Origin of the sequence: Methanosarcina sp. KYL-1 (genome assembly GCF_024372725.1) — an archaeon.
Classification (GTDB): Archaea; Halobacteriota; Methanosarcinia; order Methanosarcinales; family Methanosarcinaceae; genus Methanosarcina.
The window spans coordinates 370,286-384,723 of the sequence record NZ_VOUA01000001.1; the positions used below are offsets into that span (position 1 = coordinate 370,286).

Sequence of the window (14,438 nt, forward strand, 5' to 3'; positions counted from 1 at the left end):
AACTTAAAGGAGGCCAGGTGTGAATAGAGAACGTTGTGAAGTGGAAACCGAAAGATTGAGGCGTTTTTTTATTGATGGGGACCAGTTTGAGGCAAGGGCGCAAAAGCTCAGTTCTCTGGTAGACAGGCTGGATGAGGAAGCTTTTTCTTCGGAAGTCAAAATTTTTAAGGCACTCGCAGACATCAATCGTCTTAAGATTGTAAAGTTATTGAAGGAAGGGGAACTCTGTGCCTGCGAACTGACGGTTGCCCTTGGCAATTCCCAATCGACTGTTTCTCACCACCTTTCAGTATTGAAAAATGCTGGTGTTATCAAAGAAAGAAAAGAAGGGAAGTGGTCTTATTTCCGCCTCTCGGATGGTGCAGTTATCGAACTACTTAACCAGGCAAAGTTGCTTATAAATGAGTAAACGCCCTGAGTAAATGTCCTGATAAGCCTTCTGCTAAAAAATATAATCAGGAAGCGAAGTTGACCCCTTCAAAAAGAAGTTTTATCTTCAAAAAAGTTGGGTCCCAGAGAAAATAGCTCTGGTAATTTCAGGTTTCCAATAGCTGTAGCTTTCGATGATTTGAAGAAAAAGTAAACTTTGAAGGAAGATCAAAATGTTTTGGAATAATTTAACTGTGGCGGCTAATTTCTTCATTGAAATCGCCTTAGAGCTTATTGTTTTATTCATAGGGATAACCTTTCTCGTGGGACTTATTCAGGAGTATTTGCCGGACGAAACCATAAAAAAGGCTATGGGAGGACGGAATAAAGTTGTAGGCAGTGTCCTTGGGGCAGGATTTGGTGCACTCACTCCTTTCTGCTCCTGTTCAACCATACCGCTTCTCCTGGGGATGCTCAGGGCCGGGGTGCCCTTCGCTGCAGCAATGGCATTTCTGTTCTCATCACCCTTGCTAAACCCGGTAATAATATCCCTGTTTATCATTCTACTGGGCTGGAAGATAGCCACCCTCTATTTTGCCGTCACCTTCGTGGCTACAATTGTTATCGGCCTCTTGCTTGATGGGTTCGGCTTCTCAAGTCAGGTTAAGTCAGTGGCCGTTGTACGAAAAGGCTGTGACTGTCAGCAGGCAACGGACGCGAAATCGAGGATACAGCGGTCTGCAGGATTCGCATTCAGCCTGTTCCGTCAGCTCGTGCCTTATCTCCTCCTTGGAGCGGGAATTGGGGCATTCATTCACGGATTCGTGCCCACGGAGATTATTACCCTTCTCGCAGGCCCGAGCAATCCTCTGGCAGTTCCAGTGGCTGCAATTATTGGCATTCCTATCTATATCCGGGCGGAGACCATGGTCCCGATCGGATTGGCACTCACTGAAAAGGGAATGAGCGTGGGAGCCGTCCTGGCATTGATTATCGGAGGTGCAGGAGCCAGCATACCCGAGCTGACCCTTCTTTCAGCCATATTCAAGAAGAGGCTGCTGGCAGCCTTCGTGGTGACGGTCTTCTCCATAGCTGTGGCTGCTGGATGTCTGGCCAATCTATTGACTTTGTGAAAGTAATCAAAGAAAAATCAGGAATGATGCCATGCAGATAGATCAAAAATCTTGCATCATTTCCCAAAAATGTCCGGGAGATCCAGTCTTTTATCTCATCAGTTAATGCCTGCGGGTGAAGAGTGAAGGTTTCTGATATGTTTGCTATATCCTCTTCCCTTCTTCTACAAAGAAGGTAATTTTTCACTTTCTTGCTGCCTTTTGCGCCTCTTTTGCAAGCTCTTTCATCATCTCCCCGACAAGCGTTGCCTTTTCACAGTGTGAAGCCTCTTTCGGGCTGCAGTTCATGAGCACGCTCATCACCCGGTCAGCTGTCCGGAAATAACCAAGGTCTTCGAGCCTGACCAGGAGGTCGGATAGCTGTTCACTGAATTCCCGGCATTTTTCGTGGTTGCAGACTGCCTGTTCATGCAGAGTGCACACACACTCCAGGGCTTTAATTATTTCATTCGGGAGATTTTCGGTCATGCGGAACGATCCTGTTCGGCAACCCTTTTTGAAAAATTTAAAAGCACTAAAGAATTGAAAACAAAATCCAACTTAAAATTTGCAGTGTCAACTATTTAAAATGTATGCAACATTTAAAATGTATACGCTTGCCTGCAGTGTTCCATCAGGTCCTCTGTCAGGGCAGCATAAAAGTTCTCCGGGACTGTTGCCTTTTCTCCTGTCATTTTTTCCCCACCCATTTTTTCCCCGCCCATTCCGGTAATTCCGGCCATTATACCTCTTGCTTCCATATCTTCTTTGCAGGCGTATACTTGGCCTCCGGGTAGGTTTGCTGTGCCGGTAAGCAGGTGATAGACGCCGTCTCCTGCCAGGTACAGCCTGGCGTTTCCGGAGCGAGCAGCCAGTTTGAGGCAGAGGTCCGACCTGGGGCTGAAGGGCGGCTTTGTCAGCAGGAACACGTCCTGATCTTCTGTATCCGGTGCTTCCAATTTCATTTTTTCTGGTTTCATTTTTAATTCGCCACCTCAGAGCAGGATTACACAATCAGAGTTTTCCATTGCTTCCAGCAAGTCCTCTTCATCGACCAGTTCCACAGTTTCTATCAGGGTCTCTCCGAAAAGGCCTCTTTCCACAAGGGAGGGTTCGTGAGCCAGAACCTTTAATTCGTCATATGAGTAGAGAATATCCGAAAGGTTTGGTACTCCAAGCTTTCTGCTGTCCTGTCCGGCAGCTACAAGATAAACCCCATCTCCGTAAAGGCCGAGGGTCACATGCATCCTGTTAAGGCTTACTGCAGCCGCATTCAATGCTCCGAAGGCTTTTTCGCTGCCGTAGGGGGCAGTGTCCAGCAAATAGAAAACTGATTTCATCGGACAACCTCATAAAAACCCTATTCTTTCAGCCTCATCTTGACAGTGAGATTACTCTATCGCTCTTACTTAGCATTTCTGAAAGTTCATAGAGGCTGGAAATTTTTATTCCAGGTATGTAGTCTCTGCAGTTACTTCTGCTCGCAGTTTCCTCTTCTGCTATGTAACCTCTCGCAGCAGCACACCGTGCACAGGCTCTGATTACAGCCCCTCTCTCTGCAAGTGCGGTGAAAAGTTCGCCTGCGTTGATAAAAAAGGACGGATTCTGGCCTTTTTTGGGGATATGCACTGCATCAAGGTACAGGAATATGTTTACTTGATATCGTTTAAGTGCTTCATCGGCGAGTTTGCAGGCGATCTCTGCGTATTCGGAAATATAAGGGCCATCAGTGAGCACTATAGTAAGTGTCTTCAAAATTTCCTCCAATAAATTGTGTTTTAAGTAAGAGGGTTCAAATGTAAGAGGTCAAAATCTGCAGATGTTCCTGATTATTTGCATACTGTGGTTCTTTAAGGAGTGTACACCTGTCCAGAGTGACCTGTCTTGCCATTAGCTTTATGGCAAAGCTGTAGCAGCCCTGTTCGCCGCACTTGCCGCAGTTTGTCCGGGGCAGGTATTTGTAGACCTCCATGAGATCTACCCTTACCTTTTCCCTGGGAGCTGGAGCTACACCTTTTGCAATAGCTTCATTGATAATGCTCTTCAGGCTTTCAAGTACTTCTTTAGCTTCATCCTCATTTTTAATCATCCTGATGGAGACTTTTCCACTACCGTAAATAGTTGTGATAATTTCTCCTTTTTGAATTATCAGGCTATCTTTTCTATCCGAATAATTACTTCTGGGAAAGAGGGGCTCAAGGAGTTTCAGGATTCCACCAGGAGGTGGAAGCATATTTGCACTCACCCTGAGTCTTGAGAGATCTGCTATGCAGGGCGAAAGCTGCCTGATCGCTGCAATCTCCACTGGCTTTGCCTGGGAAAAGTCTGCAGTTTTCTCCTCACTCTTTCCTGTTTTATTCTTCAGAAACTTCCTGCCATATTCACTCAGCTTCACAGTCCCTTCTTCCAACTCAATCAGACCCGCCTGTTGTAAAATCTTGAGATGAAAGTCAAGAGTCGTTGTCCCGATTATCTTTCCCAGTTCCCAGGTACTTATATCTCCATTTGCCAGGAGGTTAATTATCTTCCTTCGGGTACCGTTGGCCATAGCAAAGTTCACGAGTTTTGTCTCATTCGGATTTTCCGGCATCTTTACCACCTACTGGGAACTATTGAAGCCCGATTCTGCAACTCCTTTATGCTTCATCGGTCTCAAGAAAGCCTTTCTTTTCTCCGAAAGCCCTATGAAAAACTCCTGCCAATAAACAAGGAAGATGTCTGCCCTTTTTCATAAAACCGGATCAGATATATGCAGACAGGACCTGCAGGTGTTCCTGGTTTACCGCATATTCCGGGGTTTTGAGGGGTGTGCACTTGTCCAGGGTGACTTCCCCGGCCATGAGCTTTATTGCAAAGGTGTAACAGCTCTGTTCCCCGCATTCTTTGCAGTCGGTTTTTGGCAGATACTTATAGATCTCCATTGGTTCGACCCTGACCTTTTCCCTCGGAGCCGGAGCAACACCTTTTGCTATTGCCTCGTTTATCGTGCCCCTCAGGCTCTCAAGCATCTCTTTTGCCTCTGCTTCGTTTTTGATCATGGTCATGGTGACTTTTCCAGAGCCGTAGATGGTTGTAATAACTTCCCCATTTTGAATTATCAGAGCGCCTATTCTATCCGAATACCTGCCTCGGGGGAAAAGGGGTTCCAGGGTCTTTAGGGCTCCCCCCAGGGGCGGGGCCATGTTTGCAATTGTCCTGAACTTCGTTGAATCCGCTATGCAGGGCAGAAGCTGCTTAACTTCGGCAATCTCCACGGGTTTTGCCTGTGAGAGGTCTGCACCTTTCTCCTCCCCTTTTTCAGGTTTGCCCTCAAGGAAGTTCCTTCCGTATTCGGTAAGACTTGCAGTTCCCTCTTTTACTTCGATCAGGCTTGCCTGCTGCAATAAGTTTAGGTGGTAGTCGAGCATTGTCTTCCCGACCTCTCCTCCTATTTCCTCTGTACTTCTCTCGCCGTCCGCCAGGAAGTTCATTATCTTCCTTCTAGTGACGTTGGCCATTGCATTGTTAACCAGCTTTATTTCATTCGGATTTCCCGGCATCTTTAACACCCACCAGAGTTCTGAAAATTTAGTCCCATATTTTTCTCGATGCTCATTGCTATCAGGCATCATCAATCTCAAAAACAAAGTCAAATTCTTCTAATCAATTATGGAATCTTCTTATTATTCTATAATTAATTATGGAATTCACTTCTTAAAAACCCGGAAGCCCAATATCAAAAAAGCTTGATACGAAAATCTCTGAGTTGCCGATTTCTGTGGTGATAAGACAAACCAGCGGCTGTTTAAGGCAGCGGTGCAGTTAAACCAGAGGAGAGCCGGAGTTGAATAAAAAGAGGGGTTGGGGATGTACCCTGAACCCCTTTCGCTTAATCAAATCTTTTGCTTAATAAAATAAACCTGCTAATAAAGGATTTTTTCAGAAAACTCCCGTATCATAGGCACATTCGCCATGAATTGAAAGATCCAGACCTGCAAGTTCTTCTTCGTCCGAAACCTTGACAGGGGTTATTACATCTATCAAAATCAGCATAATGTATGTGAACACAAACGCATAGATTGAAGTGATCGCAACAACCACCGTTTCTTTGATAAAGAATGTAGTGCCACCGTAAAGCAGCCCGTCTGCTCCAGCCGGGTTTATAACAGTTGAAGCAAAAACTCCAAGGAGAATTGTCCCGGTCACACCACCAATTCCGTGGACACCCCAGACATCAAGGGCATCATCCCATTCCATCCTGTTTTTGATATGGACCGCAAGGTAGCAGACAATAGCTCCGATAATACCCATTAATGCAGCTACAGGCATACTAACAAGGCCTGCTGCAGGAGTAATTGTTGCAAGACCTGCAACTGCTCCTGTCATGAATCCTACAAATTTTGGCTTTCTTTCTCTGTACCATTCTATTATCAGCCAGGTGATTGCTGCAAAAGAAGCTGCGATATCGCTGTTCAGGAACGCAAGTGCGGTAATTCCGTCAACATTGAGTTCACTGCCAGCGTTAAAACCATACCAGCCAAACCATAGAAGTGCAGTTCCTATAGCCATTAAGGGTATGCTGTTTGGTTTTGATTCCTTATACTTTCTTGAGCCCACGAAAAAGACTGAGGCAAGGGCTGCAGCTCCTGCTGTAGCGTGAACAACTATTCCGCCTGCAAAGTCAAGGACTCCAATTTCTGCAAGCAGGCCGCCTCCCCATACCATATGGGCAAAAGGGTAGTAAACAAAGAGCTGCCAGACAACCAGGAAAATAAGATAAGCCTTAAAAGTAACCCGGTTTGCGAATGCTCCTGTAATCAGGGCCGGAGTAATTATTGCAAACATCATCTGGTAAGCCACGAAAACAAGTTCCGGAAATCCTCCGTTTTTAAATGGAGTAATCGGAGTAATCCCATGCAAGAACATCTTGTCCAGGTTTCCTATAATTGCGCCTTCTCCCCCGCTGAAGCACAGAGAATACCCGACAACAAACCATAAAATAGTTGTTATTCCCAGAGAAACAAAACTCTGCATCATAATTCCTAAAATATTTCGCTTACAAGCGAGCCCTCCATAAAAGAATGCCAGACCGGGGGTCATAAGCATTACAAGGCTTGTTGCAAGCAGCATAAAACCTGTTGAACCAGTATTTAACATTTTTTCATCCCATCTTTTTTATATGATAACTAGGAAGCCTCATACACGCCTCCTCTTTCCTAGTTATTTCTATTTAGCTCTTTCCAGCCTTTTGATGCAAAATCTAATCTCAAAATAGATTTTCTGGTAAAAATGGTTGAGAAATAAGGCTGTATCAGTGCAGAAAAGGCGGAAAAGGGGCCGAAAAAAATACTCGAAACAACTAGTAGTAAAAAAACGTATTGGCTTCTGAAGGCTTTTAAAATTGAAAAATATAAGAGCCAGGGTTTACCCTGATTCCTTTCACTTGAACCTCTCCGAAAAGTGTTGTTACATACTGTAACTTTTACAGTTGGCAATACGCACAACTTAACTGATACTCGATATTATGACCAATTGTAACTTCTACAACATGCCATTATTGACTTTTCGGATAGGTTCTTATTCAAACAAACCTGCTGATAAAGGAACTTCTTAAAGGGAATTTTTTTTAGAGAACCATGTTTTGTAAGCCCTTTTACTGTAAATACAGATATCCATTTTTATACAGATTTTAAGGGGATTTTATCAGTGAATCGCATCGTAGGCACATTCCCCATGCATGGAGATATCCAGTCCTGCCAGCTCTTCTTCATCCGAAACTTTGACCGGAGTTATTACATTTATGAGCATCAGCATAATGTAGGTAAATATAAATGCATAGATTGAAGCCCCTGCAACAACTGCGAGTTCTTTGATAAAGAATGCAGTGCCGCCGTAAAGCAGTCCGTCAGCTCCTACCGGATTTATGGCAGTTGAAGCAAAGACTCCAAGGAGAATTGTCCCTGTCACTCCTCCTATTCCGTGAACGCCCCATACGTCCAGGGCATCATCCCATTTCATCCTGTTTTTAATATGTACTGCAAAGTAGCAGGTAATAGCTCCGATGATGCCCATTAATGCAGCCACATGCAAAGAGACAAGGCCTGCTGCAGGAGTAATTGTTGCAAGCCCTGCAACAGCTCCTGTCATAAGCCCCACGAATTTTGGCTTTGTTTCCCTGAACCACTCTATTATCATCCAGGTAATGGCCGCAAAAGATGCTGCAATGTCGCTGTTCAGGAATGCGAGTGCTGTAATCCCGTCCACATTGAGTTCACTGCCAGCGTTAAATCCGTACCAGCCAAACCAGAGAAGTGCAGTTCCGACAGCCATTAAGGGGATATTGTTTGGCTTTGAATCTTTATACTTCCTTGAGCCTACGAAAAATACTGAGGCAAGGGCAGCAAATCCGGCTGTCGCATGAACCACGATTCCGCCAGCAAAGTCGATAACTCCCATTTCTGCAAGCAGGCCGCCTCCCCAGACCATATGCACAAAAGGATAGTAAACAAAGAGCTGCCAGACGACAAGGAAAATTATGTAAGCCTTAAAAGTAATCCGGTTTGCAAATGCTCCCGTAATCAGGGCCGGGGTAATGATTGCAAACATCATCTGGTAAGCTACGAAGACGAGTTCGGGAAATCCGGCATCTCCAAACATATCAGTCGGAGCAATCCCATTCAAGAACATTTTGTCCAGGTTTCCTAAGATTGCACCTTCTCCTCCGCTGAAGCAGAGAGAATATCCTACGAAAAACCATAATATAGTTGTCAGCCCGAGAGAAACAAAACTCTGCATCATAATCCCTAAAATGTTTCTCTTACAGGCAAGCCCTCCGTAAAAGAATGCCAGACCAGGGGTCATAAGCATTACAAGACTTGTCGCAAGCAGCATAAAGCCTGTTGAACCAGTATTTAACATCTTTTCATCCCATCTTTTTTATATGATAACTAGGAAGCCTCAAATCTCTTACCTCCTTCCTACTCTATTCTACTTAATTTTTTCGACTTTTTCAAATAAAAATAATAGTATTAAAATAATTCTTAGATTATAACCGATTCAAAAAAGGCTGAATAATGCCGAAAAGACAGAAATAGATCAATAAAAGCCTGGGATAATTGACTCTAGAAAACGTATCAAATTGTTTTGGTTTCATGAAATTGATTCTTTTCTATCCATGAAACCGAATCAAAAATCAGAAAGGTACAGGTGGTGGGTTTGCCTGTACTCAAATGTTATATGCTGCTTCTCCGTGCTGTGTCCGGTCAAGCCCGATATTTTCTTCGCTCTCGCTTACCTTGAGCCCTATCGTCCTGTGGAGCACAAACCCGATGATGAAGGTGCAAACACTTGCGTAGATAAGCGTGATAACAACTCCTTCTACCTGGAGCAGCAGCTGCTCGGGGTTTCCGAGCAGGAGCCCTGCAGACCCCACGCTTGCAAATATACCTGTCAGAATCGCACCTGTTATTCCGCCTACCCCGTGGACTCCAAAGGCATCAAGAGAGTCATCATACCCGAACCTTCCCTTGAGCATTACGGCCTGGTAGCAGATAAAGCTTGTAATCGCGCCTATCGGAATTGCTGCCATGGGGGTGACAAAACCTGCAGCCGGGGTTATGGCAACAAGCCCTGCCAGGATCCCTGTTGCAAACCCGAGGGCAGTAGGACGCCCCAAATGGATCCATTCCATAGTCATCCAGACAAACCCTGCGGCTGCGGGCGCTACGAGTGTTGTAATGAATGCAAGGGCTGCGATCTCATTTGCAGCAAGGGACGAGCCAGCATTGAACCCGAACCATCCGAACCAGAGAAGCCCGGTCCCCAGGAGAGTAAGGGTAACGTTATGCGGCTTTATCGAATCTATTCCGTACCCTCTCCTCTTGCCAAGGAAGAGCAAAATCGCGAGGGAGGAGATGCCTGATGTTACATGGACTACAGTGCCGCCTGCAAAGTCAAGGGCTTCTCCTGTAAGGAACCCGCCGCCCCAGACCCAGTGGCAGACCGGCGCATAGACAATAAGTCCCCAGAGTGCAATGAATGCAATGTATGACTTAAACTTAACACGCCCTACAATGGCACCTGAGATCAGGGCAGGCGTAATTATTGCAAACATTCCCTGAAACGCGACAAATGCATATGTGGGAATTGTACCCGTTACCGAGTAGGGATCAATTCCTTGCAGGAAGATGTGATTGAGGCCTCCTATGAACCCGTTTCCGGTCCCAAACGCAAGTGAGTAACCTATTACCACCCATTCGAGAGCCATGACGCCCATTGCAACAAATGAATGCATCATGCTGCTCAGGACATTCTTACGCTGAACCAGTCCGCCGTAAAACAGTGCAAGCCCTGGAAGCATTAACAATACAAGGGCAGATGAAATCAACACCCATACGGTATCTGCTGCTACGATTGCCATCCTCATCCACCTCAAATAGCAGCAGGTCCGCTTTCGTCCGTGCGGATCCTTATAACATTTTCAAGCGGGAGCACGAATATCTTGCCGCTTCCTACACTGTCGTCATTGCCCTTTGCTCCCCTCTTTATTGCTTCAATCGTTGGTTGCAGGAAATCATCGTTTACTGCAATTTCAAGCCTGATTTTCTCAAGAAGTGTTATTTCTCCTTCCATCGCCCTGTAGATTTCCATATGCCCTTTTTGCGCTCCATATCCCAAAGCGGACGAGACCGTCAATCGGTTTACTTCAACTTTCTGAAGTTCACGTTTGACTGCATCAAGCCTCTCAGGCCTTATCATTGCTATTATGTACTTCATCGGAACCACCAACAGGTTACCTATATCCTATATTCTAATATTTTAAGTTATCGTATCCCGTGAAAAATAATCACGTAACTACTGTGTAAATTTGCACAGTATTTTTCCTGTTTTCCAAAATCTCTCCCCGTACGAGAGCTTTTATTCCCTGAACTCAAATTCAGAAGTATGTTCGAAGAAATTGGCAGCGTAAGAAACGAAGCTGATGAAACGTCCCTGCAGATCCTGGCCCTTTTCCGGGACAGCATAAGCGAGATCCGCTTAAAAGAACCGGAGTCAGTATCCGCATATTTCAATCCCGGCTATTCCACTTATCTGGTTGTCCACACCCCTCTCAATATCCAGTACCCTGAAAAAAGGAAAGAATGGAACCTGCGCTTTTCCGGGGACCTCGGGGTCTCAGTCGTTGAACTGGTGGTAGCAGAGGCCGGAAGTGCTTATGTGCGCGGGCTCATGGCTGTAAACGGTTCAAAAATCTATGCTGTCCTGCCCTTTACGGCAATTGATGCGGAAAAAGCTGAAAAGGCACTGTTTCCTGAAGACCGGATGGGGCGCGTGAGGGCGCAGGTGCTCCCTTCAGTCCTTCCCGGGGTCAAAGGGGACATCATCCTTGACATTGGCTGCGGTTTCGGAAGCCTCACGATGGAGCTTGCAAAGCAAAACCCCGACTCAACGGTCTACGGGATCGACCTCCACGACTCCCTGACCGGCCAGGCGCAGATGAATGCAGAAGTTCTGGGTGTCCCGAATGTGGAGTTCAGGACAGGAAGCGCTTACGCCCTTCCTTTTGGTGCCGGTTCGATGGATTCGGCTACCTGCTTCTTCATGCTCCACCACCTTGAAGACATTAAGTTTGCCCTGTTTGAGATCAGGAGGGTGCTGAAAACTGGAGGGCAGCTGACTGCTGTCGAGCCCATGGAGCAGCATCACCACCACGGGCCTCAGCTTTCGGAGGCCGCCTGGAAAGAGCTCTTTGAAAACGCGGGTTTTGACGTAGAGGCGGAAAGCAGGGCAGGTGCAGTGGTTTTAAGAGCAGTAAAAAGAAGCTGAAGCGGGAAGACAAGGCTTAAGCAGGTGCCGGCGCTCTTCCCGGCTGCGAAGCAGACGGTCTTTTTCAAAGATCTTTTTTATTTTTTTTATGGGAGGGGAGAGGCGCCGCCAGGCAAGCTGGCGGTGTGTTTCTCTTACACAGGGGCTAAAAAACGGTTAAGGGGTTGATGAAAGTAGTTCCCGGGCAAATAGGAGGCAGCATTTCCCTATAGCGAAGAGCCGAAATCCTGCCCGAAGTATTAACCGGGGCATTTTCCTGCCCCGGATTAAAAAAAGGACTTGTTAAGTCCCTTAAATTTTTAAGTCCATTAAAAGACGATCATATCCGATGCTCTGAGCCTGACCATGCATTCGTCTCCGGTCCCAATTTTTAATGAGTCAAAGACGTGGTTTGCGACCTCTACTTTCAGGATGTCCTCGCTGTCTTTGAGTATGAGGGACATGATCCGGCTGGTGCCTTTGTTCACCACGTTCATTATTATGCCGTCGAAGAGGTTTTTCCTGTCTTCCTGGCGGATGACGTGCATGTTTTTCCTGTCCACAAGCTCGACGTTCTCAGGCCTGATGCCCCAGCTGACCCTGTCTCCTGCTTTTCGTTCTATATAGGGGGCGGTAATTTCCGTTCCGAGGGACCACAGGAATGTGCACTCGGCTCCGTTTCCGTGTCCTTCTACCACGGCATTATCAAAGAGGTTTGAGAACCCCACAAGTTCGGCCGCATAGCGGGTTTTCGGGTGGTAGAATATGTCTTCGGGGGAGCCTATCTGCTGCACCCTGCCGTCTTCAAAGACTGCCATCCGGTCTGCCATAGTAAAGGCTTCTACAGGGTCGTGGGTAATGAAGATTACAGGAATCTTGAGCCTTTTCTGGATATCTCTCAATTCTTTTCTGAGTTTCAGGCGGACTACGGTGTCCAGGGCTGAAAAAGGCTCGTCCAGGAGCAGGACTTCCGGATTGGGGGCAAGGGCTCTTGCAAGTGCCACTTTCTGCTTTTGCCCGCCGGAGAGTTCGTCCGGGTATGCAAACTCAAGTTCCTCGATTCCCACAAGGCCCAGCATCTCATTCACCCTCTCCGCTTTTTCCGCAGGGCTCCTGCCTTTAAGCCCGAACTCGATGTTCTGGCGCACATTCATGTGCGGGAAGAGAGCGTTTTCCTGGAACATGTACCCGATTTTCCGCTTCTGGGGAGGCAGGTTTACTCTCTTCCTGCTGTCGAAGTACACTGCCCCGTTTATCCTGATAATCCCTGCGTCCGGGGTCTCAAGCCCTGCAATGCAGCGCAGAGCAGTGGTTTTTCCCGAACCGGAGCAGCCGAACAGGACCGCAAAATCGGAACCGGCATCAAAGCTGCAGTGCATTGAAAAGCTGGGTTTTTCCCCCTTCTTTTTCCTGTGTTTCCTTCCGTAGAATTCCTTTTCAATGTCAACTTCAATAGTCATTCAGGCCCTCACCTTTTAGTCTCACCTTTTTTTCATCGTTCTCCCAGTTTGTTGGTGGCTGCAATCGTTATAAGGGATATGGCAACCAGGACGAGCACCAGCAGATTGGCAAGTTCGCTGTTTCCCGTCTGGTATGCGTTATAAATGGAAAGCGACATAGTGCTTGTTTTCCCGGGAATGTTTCCGGCAACCATCAGGGTTGCCCCGAATTCTCCCACGGCTCTTGCAAAACTCAGGACACAGCCCGCAAGAATCCCTTTTTTTGCAAGGGGCAGGGTTATGAAGAGCGCGGTTTCGAGTTCGCTTCTCCCCAGGATGCTGGAAGCTTCCTCCACACTCCGGTCCACGGCTCCTATAGCTGAAGTTGCAGTCTTTACCATCAGGGGCAGGGACACCACAAAAGCCGCAATTGCCGCCGCCTGCCAGGTAAAAAGGATCCCGTTCCAGCCGAGCAATAAAAGTTTGCTGCCTATTGCTCCGTTTTTCCCCAGAAGGATTACCAGAAGATACCCCGTGACAGTTGGGGGCAGGACCATGGGAAGGGTTACAAACGCATCAGCCAGCCATTTTCCGGCAAAATCCCGCTTTGCCAGCAGGTAAGAGATGCACACTCCCAGCACTGCTACAAAAAAGGTCGTAACCAGGGCAATCCTGAGAGTAAGCAGGAGAGGAGTCATGACCGTTTGAAGCGTTTCCATAGATATCCCTAGTTCCTCTTTGGGATCACAGAAAATCGGAGATTTTCTGGGAGTTGCACTGTAAGTGCAACAGCACGGGGTCCGTTTCGCTCGCTTTGCTCGCTCAAGCGGACTAAAAACGCCAGGGCAACCGTAAATGGCGTAACCCTATCGTTCTTTTTTCCCTGTGCTTCCTTGCTTTTTGTGGTTTAAATCTTCGTTATTCCAAAGCCGTATCCTTCCAGGATTTCCTGTCCCTGCTGTCCGGTTACGAAGTCAACGAATTCCTGTGCTGTCTCTTTATTTCCCGACTCGCTGAGGACTGCTATCGGGTAGGAAATCGAGGCGTTTACCGGAACCGTATAAGTTATTTTGTAGAGGTCTTTCTGTCCGCTTTCGGCATCGGTACGGTATACAAAGCCTGCTTCAACTTCTCCCGTTTCCACGTAGGTAAGTACCTGCTTTACATTTTCTGCAAGAATGACTTTTCCTTCGATTTCGTCCCGGAGTCCGGTTTCCTCAAGAGCCTGTTCCGTATATTTTCCTACAGGGGCAGTCTCCGGGTTTCCTATTGCGATTTTCTCAACGCTACCTTCGGTGAGGTCTTCAAGGGACGCAGGGTAAGTTCCGGATTCTATGGAATCCTCCGGCACTACCATCACCAGGGTGTTGGATGTGAAGTCCTTTCTCGAACGTTCTTCAATCAACCCTTTTTCCGAAAGGATGTCCATGTGGCTTTCGGATGCCGAGGCAAATACATCGATTGGAGCCCCGCCTTCGATCTGCATCCTGAGGGTCCCGGAACCCGCAAAGTTCAGTTCGACATCGGTGCCCGGTTTTGCGGCTTCAAACTCCTCCGCTATATCCGTAAACGCCTCAGTCAGGCTTGCAGCAGCCGAAACCGTGATGATGGTCGGCTGCTCTTCTTCAGTTTCCGGGGAAGCAGCAAGGAAGACGACTATTCCGAGGCAGATGACTGCTGCAATGATTGGAAGTATCAGTTTTTTTATTTTAGTTTCGTCCATTGTACTTCTTCC

Annotated in this window: 16 protein-coding genes; 3 read left to right on the top strand and 13 right to left on the bottom strand. The window is 47.0% G+C overall.

The genetic code is table 11. The features are described from left to right. Window positions 1-19: 19 nt before the first annotated feature. Window positions 20-409: a metalloregulator ArsR/SmtB family transcription factor gene (locus FTO70_RS01785; protein WP_255333976.1), complete on the top strand. Its 390-nt coding sequence runs from the start codon at window positions 20-22 to the stop codon at window positions 407-409. A 193-nt stretch (window positions 410-602) separates the two neighbouring features. Beyond that, on the top strand, window positions 603-1,502 hold the full coding sequence (locus FTO70_RS01790) for a permease (RefSeq protein WP_255333977.1): 900 nt from the start codon (window positions 603-605) through the stop codon (window positions 1,500-1,502). 183 nt (window positions 1,503-1,685) lie between these two features. Here the strand turns inward: FTO70_RS01790 and FTO70_RS01795 are convergent, their stop codons facing one another. The 10 genes from FTO70_RS01795 to FTO70_RS01840 form a co-directional block, all read right to left on the bottom strand. Continuing rightward, the gene (locus FTO70_RS01795; RefSeq protein ID WP_255333978.1) at window positions 1,686-1,970 is read right to left on the bottom strand and encodes a hypothetical protein; all 285 of its coding nucleotides are present in this window, start codon (window positions 1,968-1,970) and stop codon (window positions 1,686-1,688) included. 113 nt (window positions 1,971-2,083) lie between these two features. After that, the gene (locus FTO70_RS01800) at window positions 2,084-2,446 is read right to left on the bottom strand and encodes a DsrH/TusB family sulfur relay protein (RefSeq protein ID WP_255333979.1); all 363 of its coding nucleotides are present in this window, start codon (window positions 2,444-2,446) and stop codon (window positions 2,084-2,086) included. Between the two features lie 30 nt (window positions 2,447-2,476). Then, a complete protein-coding gene (locus FTO70_RS01805; RefSeq protein WP_255333980.1) occupies window positions 2,477-2,821 on the bottom strand; it encodes a DsrE family protein in 345 nt (114 codons plus the stop codon). Between the two features lie 34 nt (window positions 2,822-2,855). Then, on the bottom strand, window positions 2,856-3,236 hold the full coding sequence (locus tag FTO70_RS01810; protein WP_255333981.1) for a DsrE/DsrF/TusD sulfur relay family protein: 381 nt from the start codon (window positions 3,234-3,236) through the stop codon (window positions 2,856-2,858). Between the two features lie 37 nt (window positions 3,237-3,273). Then, window positions 3,274-4,071, bottom strand: a complete 798-nt coding sequence (locus FTO70_RS01815) for a (Fe-S)-binding protein (protein ID WP_255333982.1) — start codon at window positions 4,069-4,071, stop codon at window positions 3,274-3,276. A gap of 151 nt (window positions 4,072-4,222) precedes the next feature. Further along, window positions 4,223-5,020: a (Fe-S)-binding protein gene (locus tag FTO70_RS01820; RefSeq protein ID WP_255333983.1), complete on the bottom strand. Its 798-nt coding sequence runs from the start codon at window positions 5,018-5,020 to the stop codon at window positions 4,223-4,225. Between the two features lie 379 nt (window positions 5,021-5,399). Then, entirely contained in the window at window positions 5,400-6,617 is a 1,218-nt protein-coding gene (locus FTO70_RS01825) for an ammonium transporter (protein WP_255333984.1), read from the bottom strand. Between the two features lie 546 nt (window positions 6,618-7,163). After that, on the bottom strand, window positions 7,164-8,378 hold the full coding sequence (locus FTO70_RS01830) for an ammonium transporter (protein WP_255333985.1): 1,215 nt from the start codon (window positions 8,376-8,378) through the stop codon (window positions 7,164-7,166). 307 nt (window positions 8,379-8,685) lie between these two features. Then, window positions 8,686-9,879 carry an ammonium transporter gene (locus FTO70_RS01835; protein WP_255333986.1) on the bottom strand — a complete coding sequence of 398 codons (1,194 nt, stop codon included), beginning with the start codon at window positions 9,877-9,879 and terminating at the stop codon, window positions 8,686-8,688. Between the two features lie 11 nt (window positions 9,880-9,890). Then, entirely contained in the window at window positions 9,891-10,235 is a 345-nt protein-coding gene (locus FTO70_RS01840; RefSeq protein ID WP_255333987.1) for a P-II family nitrogen regulator, read from the bottom strand. Window positions 10,236-10,403: 168 nt separating this feature from the next. Here FTO70_RS01840 and FTO70_RS01845 point away from each other — a divergent pair, with 168 nt between their 5' ends. After that, a complete protein-coding gene (locus FTO70_RS01845) occupies window positions 10,404-11,285 on the top strand; it encodes a class I SAM-dependent methyltransferase (RefSeq protein WP_255333988.1) in 882 nt (293 codons plus the stop codon). Between the two features lie 308 nt (window positions 11,286-11,593). Here FTO70_RS01845 and FTO70_RS01850 read toward each other — a convergent pair whose 3' ends face one another. The 3 genes from FTO70_RS01850 to modA all read right to left on the bottom strand — a co-directional run bounded on the left by FTO70_RS01850 (window position 11,594) and on the right by modA (window position 14,426). Beyond that, window positions 11,594-12,724, bottom strand: a complete 1,131-nt coding sequence (locus FTO70_RS01850; RefSeq protein ID WP_255333989.1) for an ABC transporter ATP-binding protein — start codon at window positions 12,722-12,724, stop codon at window positions 11,594-11,596. Window positions 12,725-12,756: 32 nt separating this feature from the next. Further along, window positions 12,757-13,422, bottom strand: a complete 666-nt coding sequence (gene modB, locus FTO70_RS01855) for a molybdate ABC transporter permease subunit (RefSeq protein WP_255333990.1) — start codon at window positions 13,420-13,422, stop codon at window positions 12,757-12,759. Between the two features lie 188 nt (window positions 13,423-13,610). Then, on the bottom strand, window positions 13,611-14,426 hold the full coding sequence (modA, locus tag FTO70_RS01860; protein ID WP_255333991.1) for a molybdate ABC transporter substrate-binding protein: 816 nt from the start codon (window positions 14,424-14,426) through the stop codon (window positions 13,611-13,613). Window positions 14,427-14,438 lie beyond the last annotated feature (12 nt).

Bases quoted from the DNA above. Each gene is read 5' to 3' on its own strand.
- FTO70_RS01795 (WP_255333978.1), bottom strand. From the start codon at position 1,970: ATGACCGAAAATCTCCCGAATGAAATAATTAAAGCCCTGGAGTGTGTG.
- modB (WP_255333990.1), bottom strand. From the start codon at position 13,422: ATGGAAACGCTTCAAACGGTCATGACTCCTCTCCTGCTTACTCTCAGG.
- FTO70_RS01835 (WP_255333986.1), bottom strand. From the start codon at position 9,879: ATGGCAATCGTAGCAGCAGATACCGTATGGGTGTTGATTTCATCTGCC.
- FTO70_RS01845 (WP_255333988.1), top strand. From the start codon at position 10,404: ATGTTCGAAGAAATTGGCAGCGTAAGAAACGAAGCTGATGAAACGTCC.
- modA (WP_255333991.1), bottom strand. From the start codon at position 14,426: ATGGACGAAACTAAAATAAAAAAACTGATACTTCCAATCATTGCAGCA.
- FTO70_RS01790 (WP_255333977.1), top strand. From the start codon at position 603: ATGTTTTGGAATAATTTAACTGTGGCGGCTAATTTCTTCATTGAAATC.
- FTO70_RS01850 (WP_255333989.1), bottom strand. From the start codon at position 12,724: ATGACTATTGAAGTTGACATTGAAAAGGAATTCTACGGAAGGAAACAC.
- FTO70_RS01840 (WP_255333987.1), bottom strand. From the start codon at position 10,235: ATGAAGTACATAATAGCAATGATAAGGCCTGAGAGGCTTGATGCAGTC.
- FTO70_RS01825 (WP_255333984.1), bottom strand. From the start codon at position 6,617: ATGTTAAATACTGGTTCAACAGGTTTTATGCTGCTTGCAACAAGCCTT.
- FTO70_RS01830 (WP_255333985.1), bottom strand. From the start codon at position 8,378: ATGTTAAATACTGGTTCAACAGGCTTTATGCTGCTTGCGACAAGTCTT.
- FTO70_RS01820 (WP_255333983.1), bottom strand. From the start codon at position 5,020: ATGCCGGGAAATCCGAATGAAATAAAGCTGGTTAACAATGCAATGGCC.
- FTO70_RS01815 (WP_255333982.1), bottom strand. From the start codon at position 4,071: ATGCCGGAAAATCCGAATGAGACAAAACTCGTGAACTTTGCTATGGCC.
- FTO70_RS01800 (WP_255333979.1), bottom strand. From the start codon at position 2,446: ATGAAATTGGAAGCACCGGATACAGAAGATCAGGACGTGTTCCTGCTG.
- FTO70_RS01805 (WP_255333980.1), bottom strand. From the start codon at position 2,821: ATGAAATCAGTTTTCTATTTGCTGGACACTGCCCCCTACGGCAGCGAA.